18 protein-coding genes are annotated in these 19,713 nt (G+C 36.1%); 10 read left to right on the plus strand and 8 right to left on the minus strand.

Translation table 11 applies throughout. The annotated features are described in order from the left end of the window. Positions 1-49: 49 nt before the first annotated feature. Positions 50-2,050 (minus strand): DEAD/DEAH box helicase, encoded by a 2,001-nt coding sequence (locus DPQ89_RS10740; RefSeq protein ID WP_127716940.1) that lies wholly within the window; start codon positions 2,048-2,050, stop codon positions 50-52. Positions 2,051-2,199: 149 nt separating this feature from the next. Then, positions 2,200-3,408 (minus strand): S8 family peptidase, encoded by a 1,209-nt coding sequence (locus tag DPQ89_RS10745; RefSeq protein ID WP_127716941.1) that lies wholly within the window; start codon positions 3,406-3,408, stop codon positions 2,200-2,202. Positions 3,409-3,526: 118 nt separating this feature from the next. Here DPQ89_RS10745 and DPQ89_RS10750 point away from each other — a divergent pair, with 118 nt between their 5' ends. Together DPQ89_RS10750 and DPQ89_RS10755 are read left to right on the plus strand one after the other, a co-directional pair. After that, positions 3,527-4,846 (plus strand): sensor histidine kinase KdpD, encoded by a 1,320-nt coding sequence (locus DPQ89_RS10750; protein ID WP_164848356.1) that lies wholly within the window; start codon positions 3,527-3,529, stop codon positions 4,844-4,846. A 55-nt stretch (positions 4,847-4,901) separates the two neighbouring features. Then, on the plus strand, positions 4,902-6,626 hold the full coding sequence (locus tag DPQ89_RS10755) for a DEAD/DEAH box helicase (RefSeq protein WP_127716943.1): 1,725 nt from the start codon (positions 4,902-4,904) through the stop codon (positions 6,624-6,626). Here DPQ89_RS10755 and DPQ89_RS10760 read toward each other — a convergent pair. Both DPQ89_RS10760 and DPQ89_RS10765 read right to left on the minus strand, forming a co-directional pair. Beyond that, a complete protein-coding gene (locus DPQ89_RS10760; protein ID WP_127716944.1) occupies positions 6,623-8,389 on the minus strand; it encodes a hypothetical protein in 1,767 nt (588 codons plus the stop codon). The genes DPQ89_RS10755 and DPQ89_RS10760 overlap by 4 nt on opposite strands. A gap of 200 nt (positions 8,390-8,589) precedes the next feature. After that, positions 8,590-9,228: a hemolysin III family protein gene (locus DPQ89_RS10765; protein ID WP_127716945.1), complete on the minus strand. Its 639-nt coding sequence runs from the start codon at positions 9,226-9,228 to the stop codon at positions 8,590-8,592. 129 nt (positions 9,229-9,357) lie between these two features. Between DPQ89_RS10765 and DPQ89_RS10770 the strand changes: the two genes are divergently transcribed. Genes DPQ89_RS10770 through DPQ89_RS10780 form a run of 3 tightly spaced genes read left to right on the plus strand, consistent with a single transcriptional unit; the run spans position 9,358 to position 10,737 of the window. After that, positions 9,358-9,714, plus strand: a complete 357-nt coding sequence (locus DPQ89_RS10770) for a hypothetical protein (protein WP_127716946.1) — start codon at positions 9,358-9,360, stop codon at positions 9,712-9,714. Between the two features lie 7 nt (positions 9,715-9,721). Then, positions 9,722-10,201: a GreA/GreB family elongation factor gene (locus DPQ89_RS10775; protein WP_127716947.1), complete on the plus strand. Its 480-nt coding sequence runs from the start codon at positions 9,722-9,724 to the stop codon at positions 10,199-10,201. Positions 10,202-10,242: 41 nt separating this feature from the next. Then, on the plus strand, positions 10,243-10,737 hold the full coding sequence (locus DPQ89_RS10780; RefSeq protein WP_127716948.1) for a hypothetical protein: 495 nt from the start codon (positions 10,243-10,245) through the stop codon (positions 10,735-10,737). Here DPQ89_RS10780 and DPQ89_RS10785 read toward each other — a convergent pair. Beyond that, positions 10,726-11,031, minus strand: coding sequence for a hypothetical protein (locus tag DPQ89_RS10785; RefSeq protein WP_127716949.1), 306 nt, complete (start codon positions 11,029-11,031; stop codon positions 10,726-10,728). The genes DPQ89_RS10780 and DPQ89_RS10785 overlap by 12 nt on opposite strands. A gap of 257 nt (positions 11,032-11,288) precedes the next feature. Here DPQ89_RS10785 and DPQ89_RS10790 point away from each other — a divergent pair, with 257 nt between their 5' ends. Beyond that, positions 11,289-11,579, plus strand: coding sequence for a hypothetical protein (locus DPQ89_RS10790; protein ID WP_127716950.1), 291 nt, complete (start codon positions 11,289-11,291; stop codon positions 11,577-11,579). A 71-nt stretch (positions 11,580-11,650) separates the two neighbouring features. On the opposite strand, the gene DPQ89_RS10795 is transcribed toward DPQ89_RS10790, so the two are convergent. Together DPQ89_RS10795 and DPQ89_RS10800 are read right to left on the minus strand one after the other, a co-directional pair. Further along, positions 11,651-13,645, minus strand: a complete 1,995-nt coding sequence (locus tag DPQ89_RS10795) for a urocanate hydratase (RefSeq protein ID WP_127716951.1) — start codon at positions 13,643-13,645, stop codon at positions 11,651-11,653. A gap of 212 nt (positions 13,646-13,857) precedes the next feature. Further along, positions 13,858-15,261 carry a M14 family metallopeptidase gene (locus DPQ89_RS10800; protein ID WP_127716952.1) on the minus strand — a complete coding sequence of 468 codons (1,404 nt, stop codon included), beginning with the start codon at positions 15,259-15,261 and terminating at the stop codon, positions 13,858-13,860. 161 nt (positions 15,262-15,422) lie between these two features. Between DPQ89_RS10800 and DPQ89_RS10805 the strand changes: the two genes are divergently transcribed. From DPQ89_RS10805 to acs, 4 genes are all read left to right on the plus strand, one after another. After that, complete coding sequence (locus DPQ89_RS10805; protein WP_127716953.1) at positions 15,423-16,097, plus strand: hypothetical protein; 675 nt, start codon at positions 15,423-15,425, stop codon at positions 16,095-16,097. Between the two features lie 14 nt (positions 16,098-16,111). Beyond that, a complete protein-coding gene (locus tag DPQ89_RS10810) occupies positions 16,112-16,384 on the plus strand; it encodes a peptidylprolyl isomerase (protein ID WP_127716954.1) in 273 nt (90 codons plus the stop codon). After that, complete coding sequence (locus tag DPQ89_RS10815; RefSeq protein WP_127716955.1) at positions 16,384-16,875, plus strand: VOC family protein; 492 nt, start codon at positions 16,384-16,386, stop codon at positions 16,873-16,875. The genes DPQ89_RS10810 and DPQ89_RS10815 overlap by 1 nt, the downstream gene beginning before the upstream one ends. 71 nt (positions 16,876-16,946) lie before the next feature. After that, positions 16,947-18,842 carry an acetate--CoA ligase gene (gene acs / locus DPQ89_RS10820; RefSeq protein WP_127716956.1) on the plus strand — a complete coding sequence of 632 codons (1,896 nt, stop codon included), beginning with the start codon at positions 16,947-16,949 and terminating at the stop codon, positions 18,840-18,842. On the opposite strand, the gene DPQ89_RS10825 is transcribed toward acs, so the two are convergent. Next, complete coding sequence (locus DPQ89_RS10825) at positions 18,837-19,688, minus strand: NAD(P)-dependent oxidoreductase (RefSeq protein WP_127716957.1); 852 nt, start codon at positions 19,686-19,688, stop codon at positions 18,837-18,839. The two genes, acs and DPQ89_RS10825, sit on opposite strands and share 6 nt — an antisense overlap. Positions 19,689-19,713 lie beyond the last annotated feature (25 nt).

The raw sequence follows: 19,713 nt of genomic DNA on the forward strand, positions 1-19,713 counted from the left end.
AGCTAATATTTAAAATATAAAAAAAGGCCTCTAATAGAGGCCTTTTTTATTAGCTTAAACTAAGTTCAATTTGTTTGAATCGTCCCTCGCCAACAGAGCTTGTTTTGAATTTCTTATCTTCACTTATGTATTGGTGAACAATTCTTCTCTCTGCTGGATTCATGCTCTTTAAAAGAACTGCTTCTTTAGAGCTGATTACTTTCTTTTTCATTTTGTCTACAAGAGCACAAATATCTTTTTCAGACTTCTTTTTATCTCTTGTATTTCTATCGTTGTATTCTTTTTGTTGTTCTTCACTAAAGCACTTAATTGAAAGTTTAACTTCATCTTTTACATAAACTTTACGTAATAAGAATTGCTTAATTAATGTTTCAAAAGCTGTAAGTAGTTCTGCCTTCTTACGTAGTACAAGACCGAGGTCTTTTCCTGAAAGAGAAACTTTAAGAAGACCATCTTTAAAAGATACTTTAACAAATAGTTCTAGTTGAGCTTTCTTAATTATACTAATTAAAAAAGGAGTTAGAATCTTCTTATAGATTGGCTTTAAAGAGTGCTTGTAAGTTGTAACTCTTGGTCCAAAGAAGAAGAATTTCTTTCCACCAACAGACTCTACAGTTGTATTTAGTAGGTGGTCGTCATTAATATCAAAGTAAGTAAGGGCCGCTTTTATAGAGTCTTGCTCACTAGTGGCCTTGTTAAAGAAGAATCTTCTATCATCTTTAAAAACTTTTGAACTAAATGGGACAGTACTTGTCTTTGGTTTGATATCATTTCTAGATTCAGACTTAGAGTCTTTATCTTTAAAGTCTTTTTTCTTAAAATCTTTTTTATCTTTAGAAAATCTCTCACTTCTTTCAGTCACCATAAGTGTCTTCGCATCAAGGTATGGTTTTTGAGCGATATCTGTAGCAAAGTCATCATTTTCTAAATCCATCTTAGGTATTTTACTACCAATGAATTCATAAATCGGGTCTAGGTTTTCACAGTCTTCAAAAGCACAGAAACTAATTGCATGACCATCTTTTCCGGCCCTTCCTGTTCTACCAATTCTATGAACATAACTAGCGGCTTCATTTGGAAGGTCATAGTTTATAACAAGATTGACATCCTTAACATCAAGTCCACGGGCAGCAACATCAGTACAAACTAAGATAGTCACTTCTTTTGCTCTGAATTCTTCCATTAATTTTGTTCTTTTATTTTGTGCCATTCTTCCTGAAATTGGCTTGGCCTTAAAGTTCATCTTCTTTAACCACTCAGCTACTAAGTGAGTTTGAAATTGAGTGTTACAAAATACAATTGCATATGCATCTTCGTGATCTCTAAGTTGCTTAACAAGTAGTGGCATCTTTTCATTCTTATCAATCATCGCAATTTTGTGATCGATATTATCTACTAACATTGAGTCTGCATTTAATTTGATTTCTACTGGGTGAGAACCATATTTGAATGCTGTGTTTAGAACATCCATATTCGTTGTCGCCGAAACCATGATTAATTGTCTCTCTTTTGGAATTCCTTTAAGGATAAACTCGATGTCCTTTTTGAACCCCATATCAAAGAGTCTGTCTGCTTCATCAAATACGACAGCAAAGCAATTTGAAAGATCAACTTGTTTTTGCTTAGTAAGGTCATTGAGTCTTCCTGGTGTCGCCACAAGAACATGAACACCTTTTTGAATTTCTTCAATTTGTGCTTCAATTCTCTCACCACCAATAATACATGCTGTTTTAACACCGATATCTTTACCAACTTGAGCAAAGAACTTATTCGTTTGTTGAGCAAGCTCTCTTGTTGGGCTTAGGATTACGACTTGTTGTTTTGGATTCTCTAATGCGTGCTCTTCTAAGAGTCTTTCCATAATTGGAATTGCAAATGCCCCAGTCTTTCCTGAGCCTGTTTCAGCTAGAGCGAAGATGTCTTTCTTCTCGAGGATTGGTGGAATTGTGAGGTTCTGGATTTCTGATGCTTCTTTAAAGCCATGGTTTGTAAGTGCAGCTACTAGCTCGTCTTGTAAATTGTACTGTGTAAATTCTTTCGTTGTTTTCATTAAGTTATATTTCCTTGTAATTACCTTAGTGTTTTACTAGATAATTCATGAAATTTCCATTATTTATACGATTTGTGGGGGAGTGCGACATTTGTGCAAGTCTTTGAAACTACGAGTGACGCGCAGATGCATCACTCGTCTTATTTTAATTATTCTAATAGCGCTGCAATATTAATGCGACCATTGGCCTGTATTCGTCCATTCAGGTGTTCAACAGGAGTTGAAGTGGAGATCAGCTTTTCTCTAACTTGTAGAGGAGTAAGGTTTGGATACTTTGTGAGAAGCAGCCCAATTGCACCTGCAACGTAAGGTGCAGACATAGAAGTTCCAGATAGAACCATATACTTATTCTTTGGAACAGTTGAAATGATATTTCTTCCTGGTGCGGCAACATGGACGGTTCTTGGTCCATAACAAGAAAATCCTGTCATTCTGTTTTCAGGGTTAATCGCCGCAACTGAGATAAGGTTTTCAGATTCATGATTTGCTGGATAGCGTGGGTTGATGTCGTTATTTGCGTAGCTATTTCCTGCTGCTGCAACAAAGATTACTCCAGACTGATTGGCCTGTTCTATAATCTCTTGTAAAATTTCTGATTTCTTCAGAGCACCCCAAGAGTTATTCAAAATTTTAGCACCTCTTACAAGAGCGTAGTTAATAGCTTTGATTGCACCAGCTATGTCTCCACGGCCTTTCTTGTCCATAAATTTAACAGCTAGGATAGATACATTTTTCATTACTCCATCAACTCCGTTTGAGTTATGAGCGGCGCCAATTATCCCGCTAACATGAGTCCCATGCTTATTCTCATCCATTGGATCTGAGTTATTGTCTGAAAAATTGTAGCCATAGATATCATCTACAAAGCCATTACCATCATCATCAATTCCATCTTTCCCATTTTTTTCAGCAAGATTAATGAGCATATTATCTTTTAAGTCGAAGTGTTTATAGTCCACACCTGTATCAATAACAGCTATGATTGTTTTCTTAGAGCCAAAGATTCCTTGTTCCCATACAGGCATGATATTTAAGTCAGCCCCAACAACTCCAGGTATTGGAATCCTTCCTCCGCCGCGTCTAGGTTCATTGTTTCCAAGATTATTTAATGCCCATTGAACAGGTCTAAAGTCTTCTGCTATAGAGACATCGAAATTTTCTTCAATTATTTCGAAATCACTTTTGTCTGAAGCGGATAAATTTTCTTTAGAAATTCCAAAGTAGGGACCAAATAGATGTTCATCATAGTTCTTTGATAGAATGAAATTTTGTGGGTTGGATACCTTAACAATATAGTCAGTCTTTGCTGTTGCAAGTTTGGCCGAAAATATGAATAAACATAGTAGAAAAATCTTCATGAAAACTCCTTTTACAATATTGTAACCATACTTTCTTAAGAATAAATGGAACTACGCAAGGTAATGAAAATGTTGAGAAAACCCTTCATTTCATTTCTAATATTCCGATATGACTGAAATGCAAGATAAGTATAATATCTGGGGTACCTTCAAGTCTGTTGAACTTGAGAAGAAGTATCTCGAAGAGACTTTTGAAACTAATAGAAACTATACGTTTCTGACTTATTTCTTTTGTTGTTTATTCTTTGTCTTTGCTGGGGTCTTTGGTGATTTTCAACGAAAATTCTACATCCTAGGAGCATATGAATTGCTTGCAGTGAGACTGTTCATTCTCGCAATCTCTATTTCTTTCTTTTTAATTTATAGAAAAGTTACTGAGCGACCTAAGCACTGGGAGCTTTGGCTTGATGTTTTAAAGATACTTTCTTCTATCAGTATTTTTCTTCTGACATGGTGGACTAAGGGGGCGAGCTTAACTTTACTTCCTGGAATTATGATGATGGTAGGAAGTTTCTATATGATCTTGCCTGGTAGAGTTCACTCCACAAATATTTGTGCCGTTTTTCTGCTTATTACTTTTGCACTTTTACAAGACCCTGTTTTAACTTATGGCGAGAAAGTTCATCGCTACATGATATTCATGCTATTTGCTATAGAAGTCCTCTTATTATTTTTTAAATGTAAAATAGATAAGTGGGCAAGAGTAGAGTTCTATACTAAAAAAGAATTAGACACAATTAATGATACAAAAGATAAAATTCTTGCGGCCATTGCTCACGATATACGTAACCCACTTACTATTATAATGACTAAGGCCGAAAGATGTAGAATACAGGCCCAAAAAGGTGATATGAGTGCAGTTGTTGATTATCAAAACTCAATTGTTTCTTCTGTGAGTCGCCTTGATGGTCTTCTTGCAGATATTGTTGATTGGGCGGTTACTGAACTTCAAAATGGTCGAACTTTAAAAGAGAATAAGTGTATTGATAAAACCATTAGAGAAGCAATCGAATTTGTCTACGAACAGGCCGAAACAAAGAATATAAAGTTTGATATTGATGTTGAACCTGCAAATATTCTACATGAAACTAAGATGATGAAAACTTGCATAAGAAATGTACTTTCCAATGCAATCAAATTTTCCAATAGCTCTTCACAAATAAAAATCTCAGGAATATTAGATGCTAATCATTATAAAATTATTGTTTCAGACTCTGGTGTTGGAATGGAGGAAGATATTGTAAAAGATATTCTTGGGGGAGTAAATTCTCACACCGACTTCGGATCCGAAGGAGAAAAGGGAACAGGGCTAGGATTAAAATTAGTTAAGAATGTGATAACTAGGCATGAAGGTGAGATGGAAATAACCTCTACTCCAGGTCAAGGAACAACTTTTACTTTTCTTATTCCCTCTAAAGTTCAAAGTGCCATTGCTTAAAACAAATGCCATTTGTTCACTTTGTCTTTCTCACTAAAAAATACTATTATGAGTTATGTTCGAACTCAGACCTTATCAAAAAGATTCAGTTAAAGCTGTAATTAAGCACTTTCAAGTAACGAGAGACCCTGCCGTCCTTGTTCTTCCAACTGGAGCGGGAAAGAGTTTAGTTATTGCAGAGCTTGCAAAGATAGCACGAGGAAGGGTTCTTGTCCTTGCTCACGTTAAAGAGTTAGTAGAGCAAAATCACGCTAAGTATGAGAGCTATGAATTAGAAGCAGGGATTTTTTCGGCAGGGCTTAATCGTAAGGACCATGGGAATAAAGTTATTTTTGGTTCAATACAATCTATTGCTAGAGCAAGAGAGAATTTCTTTGAGGATTTTTCCTTACTTGTTATCGATGAGTGTCATCGAGTTTCTTTAGAGCAGGACTCTCAATATCATCAAGTTATTACGAAGCTATATAAAGAGAACTCGCAACTTTGTATCTTAGGTTTAACAGCAACACCTTATCGGTTGGGGTTAGGATGGATTTATAATTTTCATTATAGAGGAATGATTAAGAGTGAAGAAGAACGTTTTTTTAAAAAATGCATTTTTGAACTACCTCTTAATTATATGATCAGACATAAGTATCTGACACCACCTATTGTAATTGATTCTCCTGTAGCGTGTTATGATTTTTCAAGCTTGAAGAGAAACTCTGGTGATCGTGCATTTAGTGTCACTGATATCGAAGAGGTTCTCTCAGATCAAAAAAGAGTTACACCTGGAATTATAGGGCATATCATTTCTCAAGCTAAGGAGAGAAGTGGGGTGATGATTTTCACTTCCTCGGTTAGGCATGCCAAAGAAATACTCTCACTTCTTCCTATTGATATTTCTCAACTAGTCACTGGGGATACTCCTGAAGATGAGCGTGATGATATCATTAAAAGATTTAAAAAAAGAGAGTTGAAATTTCTCGTTAATGTTTCTGTATTAACGACTGGCTTTGATGCTCCTCACGTAGACCTTATTGCTGTTCTAAGACCGACTGAATCAGTGAGTTTATATCAGCAAATTGTTGGACGTGGTTTGCGACTCTCACCAGGAAAAGAAGACTGCTTGGTATTGGATTACACTGGGCAAGGTTATGATCTTTTTTCACCTGAAGTCGGAAATGAAAAAACAGTTTCTGATAGTGAAGCCGTTCAAGTTCTTTGTCCAGAGTGTGGCTTTGCAAATATTTTCTGGGGTAAGGCAGATTCTGAAGGTCATGTGATTGAGCACTATGGAAGAAAGTGTCAAGGGGCCGTGGAAGATCCTCACTCTCTAGAAGTAATACCATGTGGTTTTCTTTTTCGCTTTAAAATATGTGAAACCTGTGGAATTGAAAATGATATCTCTGCCAAGATCTGCAAGTCTTGTGATGCAACACTTGTTGACCCAGATGCGAAGTTACGTGAAGCGATGCAACTCAAAGATGCTCATGTTCTAAAGTGTGACACAATGACTTTTGAGGTTGATCAGGACAAGAAAGGTAGAGAGAGATTGGCAATTAAATACTATGATTATGATGGCGAGTCGCTAAGCGAGTACTTTTACTTAGAAAGAGATGACCAAAGAGGGGCCTTCTTTCATAATTTTGTAAGACCTCATTTAAAAAACGCTGGGCAGAAGTTCGATATTATATCTGCGCAACAAATAGTACAGATCTCTCCCATTTTTAGAAGGCCAGTATTTGTTATTGCTAGGAAAGTTAAACATTATTGGAAAGTTAGGGAAAAAGTTTTCTAAAAAGTTCTACCTCTTATATGACCGCGTCCCATAATCAAGTCTTGACCTGCTAAATCGATCATGAATTTATGAATTGGGAGTCCGAACTTTTTGTGATTCAGTAACTCTACTAATTTCTTCGCTCTATCAAGACCATTATTCGTTGCTTGAACCTCTTCAAAGCGATTCATTATTTTTAAGGCAAATTCTATTTTTTCTAAGTACTTAATCTTTTCTTTTTCTAACTTTGATAATCGATGCTTATTTTTGGAAGAGTGAAAGTTATTTCTCTTAAAGTTAGATACATAGTATTTATTAATATAATTATTTCTCTCTTTTGGAGACTCCCATATGTAAGGATCATTATGCCCAAGGGCCGAGGCCAGTGATATCCATTTTTCATTTGAAGAAGATTCAAAGATTTTTCTAATGGCCTGAGAAGTAAAACGCATCTTTGCCTGTAGTTGTATTTTGCCGTAATTTCTATCTTCATCAAATCTCATTGGTATACCAGCTGGAATTCCAAGTAGTTTAACTATTTGAGAAACTTCGTTAAGCTCTTCTCCTTTAGCTTTAGTGTCTTCATAGTAATAAAGCGTATCTAGAACAAAATTGTTTTGATTTGTGCTCTTGGGAATGATTGTGGAGAATGTAAGAATATCTTTTTCTTCTCCGCTAAAGCCTTTGCGATCTAGAACTCTCTTTCTAATGACTTCGTCGTAATCGTACTTCTTACCATCAGGTAAAGTGGTATTATACTTTCCATTAACAGTGATATTTCTCTCACCACTGCGGTATAGAATTAAATTGATGGCAAAATTTCTCTCTTTGGTTTCTACAGTTCCTTCTTTGACAATATCAACCTTAACTGGAGATTGCTCCTCGAGACTCAAATCTTGAACCGTTGTTAGGTCACTATTTAAAAAATCTTGATAGGCCTTCAGTCCTAGCTCTTTAGATAGATCAATTTTATATACTAGGGATTTAATTTTTTGAGTTGTTTTTTTGAAATTTGCAACAATTGGAGAGTATCCATTTTGCCCATCAATGCCAATTGAGATAGGTAGATTTATAAGTTCTTCAAAGTAAACGCCAAGACCAATACCTGCTCCTGCCATATGTTCATTTATATCTTCAAGTGCAATAATGATAATATCTTCACTCTCTTTAGTGATACTTACTTTCATGGACTTCTTTAAGTGGTACTTTATTTTAGGACCCAGGTTTATAGGTGAGGGAATGTTGAGTCCCATCATATCGAACAGTCCTAAAGATAGTCTTGTAAAGAAACCATTTGTGGTTACTGTTGAATGAACTTCATTCTCGCTTAACTCTGTAAACTCATTGTAGTTAAAAGGAAACTTTTGTATTTTATAGATTTCAGTTTCAAGTGCCTCTTTATAAGTTGGCGCATGCTTTATTCGAGTAAAGACTTTATCGTAAATCGGTCCACCTTGAATATATGGAAAGTAATAACCTAAAAGTAAATTTGTACTCACTGATGCAACTTGAGTCATTATATTTTCACCAAGAACAACTCTATCTACAACAAGGAAACCCTTCGTAAGGTCTGGTATGATCTGTCTTGAGACACGTGGATTAAGCCATCCTTTGTCATAGATTGGCCCATAGAGACCTAGTTCTAATTGATCTTTTATCCACAGGGGATTGGATTGAAACTCTTCTAATGGTTCCCATTTCTTTTGAGCTCTAAGGTCTAGGTCTATGAGGATTTGCTTTTCTTGATCTAGTGTTAAGTCTGAAGAGAATGCAAGAGTCGACATTCCCAACAGGACTGCTAAAACTAGGACGAATTTCCTCTTCAATACTAGAAGTTTCAAGGTTATCTCACTTTGTTATATCTAGTATTATAAGCAAAATATATGCCGAATATGACGTGTTTAAGACTCTGGAAATACGTGAGTCAGTGTTAGCAATTGTCTTATATTTTTACAATTAATATGTTTTAATACGAAGATGATATCTAGGCAGTAATAACAGCAATATAGTGACAAACACTTCCCGCTAAGACACAGAGATGCCAAATGGAATGTGTGTAGGGAACTTTCTTAAGTAGATAGAAAACCACTCCTCCAGTGTAGAAGATTCCTCCATAAATAAGAAAATCTAGTCCTGATTGAGAAAGAGACTTAGAGACATCTGGCCAGAATAAGACTACAAGCCATCCCATGAGTAAGTAGATTGAGACAGAAATGATTTTATTTTGCTTTTTTGCAAAGAGTTTATAAAAAGTTCCAAATAGGGCGATTGCCCACACTCCTAACGTGATATAGAGGCCAAGAGAGCCTGGCACATGGTTTAGCATTAAGGGAGTATAATTTCCTGCGATGAGATAATAGATACAAATGTGATCTAGTTTCTTATACCTTAGTTTAAGAGACTCATCTTTAACAAAGTGATACATTGTCGAAGCACTATAAAGGGCCAGAAGTGACAGCGTATAGATGATATAGCTAAATGTTTTTTTGTGATCAGAGAAGTCGTTAAAGACAAAGACTAAGTAAATAAGACCAACTAGAGATAGAACTATTCCTAAACCATGGGAGTAGGTATTGGCCCTTTCTTCACTCGATGAATATCCTGATATATTTAGAGTCTTCATAGGCTTCACTATAGCCTATTTGAGTGCAATGTATGCTTTATTAGTGGTCTTTTACATTTATTTTACTCAGATTGTGCCGATTCTCTTAATTTGTGGAGTTTTTGTATAAATATCATTAGAATGTCTTCTATGAATAAAGTATTTTTGTACTATAAGTTACAATTTAAGCTCTTTGCTGCCTTAAATTGTCTTATAGTCTTACCTCTCATTTTAATCTATCTCTACTCACCATATGAATGGGATAATCTCTATTGGCTTTTTTTGACGTTCCTATTTGCTCTTAAAATTATTTTTTATAAAGAGGCACCATATAAGAAGTCTCTTACACAGATCACACGTGAGAAACTGCAAAGCGAATTGAAAAGAAGTCCTTCTAAAATGGAAGTTGTTAATCGTATCGAAGATATGGTTACAGCGAGAGATGTGGCCCTCGTCTCTGTAGGTGTCTTCGTAGTCTTTATCACTATTATATTTGGAAAACTTTAGGAAGCTTATGAATAAATCTCTCATACTTGAAAAACTTATAAAGCAATTAAATGATGAGTTAGAAAAAGCTAAGGCCGCCTACGAAACGGCTAAGAACTTGACTCAGGAGCCTGACTTTAAGGCCGAAAGTAAGTGGGATACTCGAAGTATAGAAGCTGGTTATTTGGCCGGGGCGCAGAAAAAAAGAGTAGATGAGCTTGAAATGGATGTGAAGATGATTGAAGAGCTAGCTGGTGAGAAGCTTAACAAAGCGGCTTCTGTTGGCATTGGATCATTAGTAGATATTGAGTTTAATGATCAGATAAGAAAGTACTTCATCGCTCCGACTGCTGGTGGGTCAATGATTGAAGTTGATGGTGAAGTTGTCTTAGTTATTTCGGTCTTTTCTCCAATTGGTGATGGGGTTGTCAATTTATCTGAAAATGACACCTTTGAGATTGAAATGAAGGGTGGAAATCGTGAATACCTTGTGGTTTCTTTTGAGTAATTAAGGCTAATCTGTCTGTAAATTTCGTCGATAAGCTCTATATGAGATTACTAATCATTTTGATGTCATTCATACTTTCTATCCATGCGTATTCAAAAAATACTCTTTCTGTTAACTTAGGTAAAAAGAAAAAGACTGAAGACGTAAAAGAAATCGTTATTAATGAAGAAGGTATTCTCATTACTGGTACTAAAGAATTAAAGTGCTTTCTTCCATTTGAAAAAATAACTAAAGGTGTTCCTGTATCTTCTCACTGTGCAAGCTGCAAAGAAGAGTACACCGAAAAAGATAGATTCACTGATATGTTTAAGAATGCTAAGGACGCTCAAATTAGTTGCGAGATAAAGGATGATGTGGCCGTTGGCTTTAACTTTATGGGGCAAACTTCCTATAGGGGAGAAGGAGCTTTTGTAAATTATGGACGTATTCTAGATATGGAAGTCTATAGAACTGATTTCCATGTTGAAGAAAAACCTGGAGCTCTAGACAATACAATTCGTAAAGTAGAAAAAGTTTTATTAAAATTATTTTTCTAATTCTTTCTTTATTGTAAGTAATTTATCACTTCTTTTTTTTATCAAATCACCTACAAACTTTGTTAAGGCCTCTTTTAGGTAAGGCTCAAAGTCCTTGTCTTCACAATCGGTAGTGCTAAATAAGTCCATATATAGTTCATGTGTCTTAGGGCTAACTGAGAGTGTAATTGTGTTGGGATTGAGCTGATCTTCAAGTGCTTCTCTGATAACACCGCTTAACTTTAGACCCTTTTCATTAATACTTTCGTAGTAACTAATAGGTATGTGCACATTAACTCTTTTCATATCTTCCATTTTTATCTCCTATTCATCTCTTCGGTATGAGTAAAAAATACTATAGTTTACTCACTAGGTTTTTAACTTACTGTAATTATTTGCCATGACAGATAGTTGTGGCACTTTTTTAACTTTTAGAAAATAGCTAAATGTGTAAAAAAGAATCATAAGTATTAAATATTACTCATATTGAGTAAAAAGTTGTTTTTTTTGCTCAGTCTTGCTCAATTTTACTCCATACTAGGTTTAACAGCAAAACAAACGTGAGGTTAAAAATGAGTGATTTATTTGAAGACGTTATTCTTACTGAGAACTGTTTAAAAGAAGCACAAAGAGCAGGAATAACAATTCGCCAAGTCTTCGAAGTTATCACTTTTGGTTGTCCTTGGGTTACTGATCTAGGAGGTCTAAGTTTTTATTATAATGGTATCGAAGTACTAACTTGTGCCAGTTGTGAATATGCCATAGCTGTCATTGATCATGGGCAAGACCTATCCCACCAGGTCGCTCATGCTGGTAACTTTGTCTCTCTTAATCGAAGTTTTTTTCACGAAGCTCTATGTTAGAAAAGTTCAACGCTCAATCGTGATAGAAGAATTCCCCTAAAATCATATGGATTTGGTTTTAGGGGAACTTTTTACAATAAGTTTTCGTCTACAAGGTTTGGAATTGTAACATTTAAAAGAGGCTCTTTTTCCATTGCTCTCTTTATCGCAAAAGTTGCGCCTTCGTTTCTTGCCCAGCTTCTTCTGTTTATTCCGTTATTAACATCCCAAAAGAGCATTGATTTTATTCTACGGTCACAATCTTCACTGCCATCTAGAACCATACCAAATCCACCATTCACAACTTCTCCCCAGCCAACACCACCTCCATTGTGTAGTGAAATCCAAGTGGCCCCTCTAAAAGAGTCGCCTACAAAGTTTTGAACGGCCATATCTGCTGTGAAGCTTGAACCATCATAAATATTAGAAGTTTCTCTATACGGTGAATCTGTTCCCGAAACATCGTGATGATCTCTACCTAGAACTATTGGGGCTTTGATCAATCCATCTCTTATGGCCTTGTTAAATGCCAGTGCGATTTCAATTCTACCGTCACTGTCGGCATAGAGTATTCTTGCTTGCGAGCCTACTACAAGTTTATTTTCTCTCGCACCTTCAATCCAAGTAATATTATCACTCATCTGTTGTTGAATCTCTTTTGGAGATTCTTTCATAAGTTTTGTAAGAACATCTTTAGCGATTAAATCAGTAGTATCTAAATCTTCACTAAGTGAACTAGTACAAACCCATCTAAAAGGTCCAAATCCATAATCAAAGCACATCGGTCCCATGATATCCTGAACATAACTAGGATATTTAAATTCTCCATCTTCTTTTAAGATATCCGCACCCGCTCTTGATGCCTCAAGTAGAAAAGCATTTCCATAATCAAAGAAGTACATTCCTTTCGCTGCTAGCTCATTTACAGCACTCACATGTCTTCTTAATGTTTGTTGTACTTTTTCTTTAAATAGCTCAGGATCTTTTGCCATGAGTTCATTTGATTCTTCAAGGGTGAGGTCCGCTGGGTAATATCCTCCGGCCCAAGGATTGTGTAGAGAAGTTTGATCTGAACCAAGCTCTACATGGATATTTTCGCTATTTAATCTTTCCCATAGATTAACGATATTACCTTGATAGGCAATTGAAACAACTTCTTTCTTTTCCTTGGCCTCTTTTACTCTTGGTATTAGTTTATCTAAGTCTTCGTAGACTTCATCTACCCAACCTTGCTCGTGTCTCGTCTTTACGGCCATTGGATTAATTTCTGCTACTAACCCAATACATCCTGCAATGACAGCTGCCTTTGGTTGAGCTCCACTCATACCACCAAGCCCCGCTGTAACAAAGAGTTTACCAGCTAAGTCGGTCTTACCATTACTTATCTTTCTTCCAGCGTTTAAGACGGTTATTGTTGTTCCGTGAACGATTCCTTGTGGACCAATATACATAAATGATCCGGCCGTCATCTGACCATATTGAGTAACACCAAGAGCATTAAACTTTTCCCAATCATCTGGTTTAGAGTAATTTGGAATCATCATTCCGTTTGTTACGACAACTCTAGGAGCGTCTTTATGAGAAGGGAATAAACCTGCCGGATGTCCAGAGTAAAGGGCCAGTGTTTGCTCATCTGTCATAGTTGCTAGATATTTCATCGTTAGCAAGTATTGGGCCCAGTTACTAAAGACAGCACCGTTACCACCATAAGTAATAAGTTCATGGGGATGTTGAGCAACAGCGTAATCTAAATTATTTGAAAGCATAAGCATAATCGCTGCCGCTTGCTTTGATTTATGTGGATAGTCCTCAATACTTCGTGCAAAAATTTTATAATCAGGACGAAACCGATACATATAGATTCTTCCATAAGTCTCAAGCTCTTCTCTAAATTCTGGAGCAAGTTCTTTATGAAACTTTGTATCGAAGTAGCGTAAGGCATTCTTTAGAGCGAGTTTCTTTTCTTTCTCATTTAAAATTTGTTTTCTATTTGGAGCATGATTAATAGATTGATCATATTCTTTCTTAGGAGGAAGTTCTGATGGTATTCCTTGTAAAATAGTTTCTTTAAACTGTTGAGAGTTCATAAAAATCCTTTCTAAATATTTCGGGCATATTAACTTAAAACTATTAAAGGAGCTAGTTTCAAGGGGGAAAACTGGCCAGGACTATCGTTAAGGTACTAATATTAGGAGATAAACGCTGCCTTGCGCATCGTGTATTATTGTTTTTAAAAAGGTATTTATTTAAGGATAGTGCAAAAAAAGAGCGCCCTGGGGACGCTCTCTAAATTATGTAATTAGAATTGTAGATCTACTCTTAGGTTTTCAAGAGCTAGAGATTTTGTAGAGACTATAGATCTACCTTTCTTCAAAGAGAAAGTGTAGCTCCCTGGATTGAGCACAATATGAAATGATCCATTTGGATTCACTCTATAATTTTGAACAATAGTTCCATCTTCTTTTTTTACTTCTATTTCATAACTTTGAGGAGTAACAAAAGTTTCATCTAGTAAACCTTTAACTCCCGTTCCATTCATTCTATCAAGAAGTAGCATCCAAGCTGCTCTATTTCTTTGAACAGTCTTGTCTCTCCATTTAGAGTAACTTGGTTGGAAACCTTCTCTTCTACTATTAACTTCAAGTACGTATGGAATAACTTGGTAAGCATTATACATCCAATCAATATCAGAACCATCTACAGAGTATAGAAGTTCCCAGGCTGTTCCTGGAGCGTAGTTAACTGCTGCGCCCATTTGCTTTCCGATTTTTTCTACGATCTCTTTAGTGTGTGTTCTTTGTCCTTTACACCCCATAGGATAGATAACAAGCTCACTGTATGCGTGATAACTAATATCAAATACAGGTCTGATTTCTTTTACTAGATTCATAAGGGCTTGCGTTTCAGGTTCTGATCCAGCTTCTGGTCCTCTATAAGTACTAGACCATGTTGAGCCGGATGAACCATTGCAAGCTCCCCATAAGTGAGGATAATTTCTGTTAATATCAACTCCGTGTCCGTAATTTGTGTTCTTTCTCCACATATTGCTTCCGGCCCAAACCTTTGCATTTCCATCAACATTTAGCATTGGAACAACCCAAATCTCGTTAGAGTCTACATAGTTTTGGATTTTTAAGTCACTTGAATACTTGGTAAGTAAAGTTTCAATAATATCTAAACTTACTTCTGGTGACATCACTTCTCGTGCATGGTGCATGCTATTGAAAAGAACTGATGATTCTTCTATTTCACTATCAGCGACATTGTCAGAAATTTTCATCGCATAAATATTTCTTCCTTCTGCAGAAGTTCCAATAACGTGAACCTTAGCAACTTCTGGATATGTACTTTCAAAGTTCTTTAGAATCGTTTCAATTTCACTTGGAGATTTATATTCAGTATCAACCTTTGTGATCTTCTTTTGTGTTTTGATAGAAATAAATGTAGAACTAGATTTCTCTAAGAGTTTCATTTGTTCCCCAGTCGCAAAAATGTCTGCAATTGAGTTCTTTACGTCTACACCAGTAACATCAATATCTAGCTTCTTTAATAGAAGCATTCCTGATTTATAATCTTTAAATTTAATTGAGACATAGTCTGTTCTTGGATTATCTATAGATGCTGAATTTGAGTGAGCAAAAGAGCTTGTTGTGATAAGTCCTAAACCTATCGCACATGCAAGCGAGAGCAGGTGATTTTTCATATGTTCCTCCTGAACAATTGAGATAATTTTAATACATAGCTATTATCAACCTTTATTGAATATTGAACAATGAATGTCATATTATATTAGAACAGTTGAGCGTAATAGACAGGTATGCCTTTTTTGTTGTAGGTCCAAGTGTTTTATTGTTCAATAAAGTTATGAAAATTTTTATCTTTTTACTTCTGTTTCCATTATCTTCATTAGCGAGCTCAATTTGTGACTCCCATGTTGAATTCTTTGAAAATATGAGAATTCAAACAGGAAGTTTTAAATCTAATGAGTGCTATATTTCTATTTCTCCTAGAAAGACTTACGAAATGAAGTATCGAAACTTTCTTCTCACATCAAGTGGGCGTTTTCTTGTTTTTAATTCCTATGGACAAGGACCATCAAATGAATTTTCTGGTGCCAGAGAGTTTAACTTCTTTCCTAGAGCTACACAGCTCACTTACGAAGTATCTGAAAGAGAAGTTGTAGTTACTTTAGTAAATGGGGATAAGCTTGTATTTGATAAGGAAATTGCATTACCTATATCGTTAACAAATGCAATCATTAGTGTTGATGAGGATATAATCCGCGGCAATGCTGGAGGTGTTGAAATTCTAAATTATCAGCGTGTACTAATTGATTTCGGATTTCAGATGGGAATGTCTCCGACTTGGTACTTAAAAAGAAAGGCCACTGTCATTGATGAGTTTAATGCAAAGTGTTCTATAACAAACTCAGAGATTTTGTATAAGAAAAACTCTGATGTTTATTGGCAGTATGATACAGATCGTCTATTATTTTCTTACTTAAATAAAAGATGCCCTTTATTAAATTTACCAGATTAAAGTGAGAGATATATATGAGTTCAATTTCAGCTAAGCACATTCTAGTTCACCAAGAGTACGAGGCCCAAGATCTTATTAAAAAATTAAATGATGGAACTCCATTTGAAGAATTGGCCAAAGACTTTTCTCAGTGTGCTTCATCTTCAGGTGGTGGAGACCTTGGAAGTTTTTCTAAAGGAATGATGGTTAAACCATTTGAGCAAGCCGCGTTTGCTTTAAAAGTAGGTGAGACTTCAGGAATAGTTAAGACACAATTTGGCTATCACCTCATAATGAGAACGGCATAATGTTTAAAAAAGACTTGATGGAGTCCTTTCTTCATAAATTAGAAGATAATTTAGAAAGTGAAGGTATAGATCTTTGTTCCCTTGAAATTGATCACCTTTGCTATAGAGTAGATAGCGAAGAAAGATACGATGAGCTTAAAAGCGATCTTGCCCTAGAAAATAAGCTTCTACATGAAGCGATGATTTCAAATCGTCCTATTGCAACTTTTAAAATGAAAGAGGCATTTATATATAAGAATATTACGATACCTCTTCTTGAACTCCCATCTCCGAAACCGGGCAGTGATTATACAGAAGGTTTCGAACATGCTGAGGCGGTTATCAATATGAGCTTTGAGAAATTCTCACATAAGTATCCCCATATTGAGTTTGACTGGAAGGCAGCTAAGAAATCTCACAATCCTGAACTAAGAATTAGTTTTGGGGATATTTCTATTAAGTTTCACCATCATTCTTTAGAAGATATTATTGAGAGTGAGCTAAATTCTTAGTTTACTCTTTGTCATTTCATACTCTTTATAAGTAAAATAAGTTTAAATAAACTAAATTCTAGGACTATATAATGGATCTCAAAATTTCTAATATGGATGAGTATAATAATGCCTATGCAATGGCACAATCTAACCCTCAAGAGTTCTGGGCACAGATGGCCACCAACTTTCAGTGGACTAAGAAGTGGGACGAAGTACAGTCAGGAACAATTGAACAAGCAGATATAAAATGGTTCGATGGTGCTCAGTTAAATATCACTGAAAATTGTCTAGATAGACATCTTGAGAAGAGAAGCGATCAAGTGGCCTTACTGTTTGAGCCAAATGATCCTTCAGAAGAAACTGTAAAATACACATACGCTCAATTACACGCCGCTGTTTGTAAAACAGCAAATATGTTAAAAGAGCTAGGAGTTAAAAAAGGCGATAGAGTTTGTATCTATATGTCTATGGTGCCAGAACAACTTATTTCCGTCTTAGCATGTGCTCGCCTAGGGGCCATTCACTCAGTTGTTTTTGGAGGCTTTTCCGCCTTGGCCCTTGCAGGAAGAATTGAAGATTGCGAATGTAAAGTTCTAATTACTAACGATGCTGGATTTAGAGGAAATAAAATTATACCTCTAAAAGAAATTAGTGATGAAGCTCTTAAAATGAAAGAATGTCGCTCTATTGAGAAGGTGTTGGTTCATAAGCGTGTGGGAAGTTCTGTTTCTATGCAAGAAGGAAGAGATATCTGGTGGCATGATCTCTACGCTAAGTGCTCCACTGAATGTGAGGCAGAAGTTATGTCTTCAGAAGACCCTTTATTTATTCTTTACACTTCTGGTTCAACAGGAAAACCAAAGGGAATTTTACACACTACTGCGGGCTATATGGTATGGGCGGCCTACACATTTGCAAATGTATTTCAAGTTGATGAGGGAGATACTTACTGGTGTACGGCGGATATTGGTTGGATTACAGGTCACACTTATATTACCTATGGACCTCTTTTAAATGGTGCGACGACGACTATGTTTGAAGGTGTCCCTACTTGGCCTGACGCTGGAAGGTTTTGGGATATTGTCGATAAACATAAAATAACACATTTCTACACAGCTCCTACAGCAATAAGAGCATTAATGGGTTGTGGAAATGAATTTGTAACGAATAAATCACTAACTAGTCTTAAAGTTCTTGGTTCAGTTGGTGAGCCAATAAATGAAGAAGCTTGGCACTGGTATGACGAAGTGGTTGGCAAAAAGAAATGTCCAATAGTGGATACTTGGTGGCAAACCGAAACAGGGGGAATTTTAATTTCACCTCTTGCTGGAATAACTAAGACAATTCCGTGTTTTGCAACAAAACCTCTGCCAGGTGTTTCTCCCGTTCTTATGAATAGTGAAGGTGAGGTCATTGAGACTACCGAGGCATCAGGAAATCTTTGTATAGATAGACCATGGCCGGGAATGCTAAGAGGAATATGGGGAGATATGGAAAGATTTAAACAAACATATCTTAGTGCGTATCCTGGAAAGTACTTTACAGGTGATGGATGTAAAAGAGACCAATTTTCTAATTATAGAATTACAGGTCGTGTTGATGATGTTCTAAATATTTCTGGACACAGAATAGGAACTGCTGAAGTTGAAGATGCAATTGATCAACACCCGGATGTTATTGAAGCTGCAGTAGTAGGTTTTCCTCATGATGTAAAAGGGCAGGGGATATACGCTTATGTAGTTACTGGTCATGATTGTGAAGACTCTATTAAGGCCGAAATTATCGCCACTGTGAATAAGATGATTGGACCTATTGCAAAACCAGATAAGATTCAAATAGTAAAAGGGCTTCCAAAAACTAGGTCCGGAAAAATTATGAGAAGAATTTTAAGAAAAATTGCTTCTCATGAATTTGATAATTTTGGTGATACATCAACACTTTTAGATCCATCAGTAGTTGATGAAATAAAGGATGGCGTTTTATAGAATATAAGAAGAGAGTCGGATCATATGCCTTACGGCCTTGATTGTATCCGCCTCTGTCTTTTCATACTCTTTACCGATAAGTTGTAGTGTTCTTTCAGGTATCATAAGAGCATTACACTGATTCGTTCCAGCAAGAGTTACTTGCTCTCTCGGATAACCAAAGCTCTCAGCTAAATCTCTAAGAAAATCAATTTCCTCCGAACCATCAACTGCACCAAAGTGGAAAACACCTTCTCCTTTCATTTTGAGAACGGCTGCCATCATATCTGCCATGTGATTCGTTGCAAGTCTATTTTGAAGAACTCCAGCATCGATTGGTAAGGATTCCCCGCTTAACATATGTTCTAAGAATAGTTCGGTTCTTGATTTTGAATTTGGGGCCCAACCATGAGTTGCACCAAATCTAAAAATTGAAAAATTTGATCCATTTGCAAAGAGCTCTTCCTCGCAACGGGCCTTGAATAGACCGTAGTCGGTTTGAGCGTTTGGAAGTTCGTCTTCATAATGCTCTGTCGAGATATTTGCATCCAATGCATTAAATGAAGAGAAGTAATTATAATGGATGCTTGAACTCTTGCATCTATCAATTAGATACTTGTGCATAGTAAAAGCATCATCATCTTCACCGCGTGTCATATTAATAATGATGTCTGGATTAAAGACTTTAATCTTTTGATCAATAATATCTAGGTCACTAGAAGTTGCTATAAAGTTTTCAATACTATGCTCTGATGTATTGGTCACTCTACTACCTAAAATATTGCATTCACTTATATGTTTTTGAAGTGAAGGGATGAGATAGTGTGCAATCCACCCTGAACTTCCAAGTAAGAGTATCTTCTTCATTGCTTGAGTATAATAGTAAAAAAGC

It is taken from the genome of Halobacteriovorax sp. HLS (assembly GCF_004006665.1).
Taxonomy (GTDB): Bacteria; Bdellovibrionota; Bacteriovoracia; order Bacteriovoracales; family Bacteriovoracaceae; genus Halobacteriovorax.

What these genes read in the sequence shown, in the direction of transcription:
- DPQ89_RS10740 (WP_127716940.1), bottom strand. Translation starts at nt 2,050, where the DNA reads ATGAAAACAACGAAAGAATTTACACAGTACAATTTACAAGACGAGCTA.
- DPQ89_RS10745 (WP_127716941.1), bottom strand. Translation starts at nt 3,408, where the DNA reads ATGAAGATTTTTCTACTATGTTTATTCATATTTTCGGCCAAACTTGCA.
- DPQ89_RS10750 (WP_164848356.1), top strand. Translation starts at nt 3,527, where the DNA reads ATGCAAGATAAGTATAATATCTGGGGTACCTTCAAGTCTGTTGAACTT.
- DPQ89_RS10755 (WP_127716943.1), top strand. Translation starts at nt 4,902, where the DNA reads ATGTTCGAACTCAGACCTTATCAAAAAGATTCAGTTAAAGCTGTAATT.
- DPQ89_RS10760 (WP_127716944.1), bottom strand. Translation starts at nt 8,389, where the DNA reads ATGTCGACTCTTGCATTCTCTTCAGACTTAACACTAGATCAAGAAAAG.
- DPQ89_RS10765 (WP_127716945.1), bottom strand. Translation starts at nt 9,228, where the DNA reads ATGAAGACTCTAAATATATCAGGATATTCATCGAGTGAAGAAAGGGCC.
- DPQ89_RS10770 (WP_127716946.1), top strand. Translation starts at nt 9,358, where the DNA reads ATGAATAAAGTATTTTTGTACTATAAGTTACAATTTAAGCTCTTTGCT.
- DPQ89_RS10775 (WP_127716947.1), top strand. Translation starts at nt 9,722, where the DNA reads ATGAATAAATCTCTCATACTTGAAAAACTTATAAAGCAATTAAATGAT.
- DPQ89_RS10780 (WP_127716948.1), top strand. Translation starts at nt 10,243, where the DNA reads ATGAGATTACTAATCATTTTGATGTCATTCATACTTTCTATCCATGCG.
- DPQ89_RS10785 (WP_127716949.1), bottom strand. Translation starts at nt 11,031, where the DNA reads ATGGAAGATATGAAAAGAGTTAATGTGCACATACCTATTAGTTACTAC.
- DPQ89_RS10790 (WP_127716950.1), top strand. Translation starts at nt 11,289, where the DNA reads ATGAGTGATTTATTTGAAGACGTTATTCTTACTGAGAACTGTTTAAAA.
- DPQ89_RS10795 (WP_127716951.1), bottom strand. Translation starts at nt 13,645, where the DNA reads ATGAACTCTCAACAGTTTAAAGAAACTATTTTACAAGGAATACCATCA.
- DPQ89_RS10800 (WP_127716952.1), bottom strand. Translation starts at nt 15,261, where the DNA reads ATGAAAAATCACCTGCTCTCGCTTGCATGTGCGATAGGTTTAGGACTT.
- DPQ89_RS10805 (WP_127716953.1), top strand. Translation starts at nt 15,423, where the DNA reads ATGAAAATTTTTATCTTTTTACTTCTGTTTCCATTATCTTCATTAGCG.
- DPQ89_RS10810 (WP_127716954.1), top strand. Translation starts at nt 16,112, where the DNA reads ATGAGTTCAATTTCAGCTAAGCACATTCTAGTTCACCAAGAGTACGAG.
- DPQ89_RS10815 (WP_127716955.1), top strand. Translation starts at nt 16,384, where the DNA reads ATGTTTAAAAAAGACTTGATGGAGTCCTTTCTTCATAAATTAGAAGAT.
- acs (WP_127716956.1), top strand. Translation starts at nt 16,947, where the DNA reads ATGGATCTCAAAATTTCTAATATGGATGAGTATAATAATGCCTATGCA.
- DPQ89_RS10825 (WP_127716957.1), bottom strand. Translation starts at nt 19,688, where the DNA reads ATGAAGAAGATACTCTTACTTGGAAGTTCAGGGTGGATTGCACACTAT.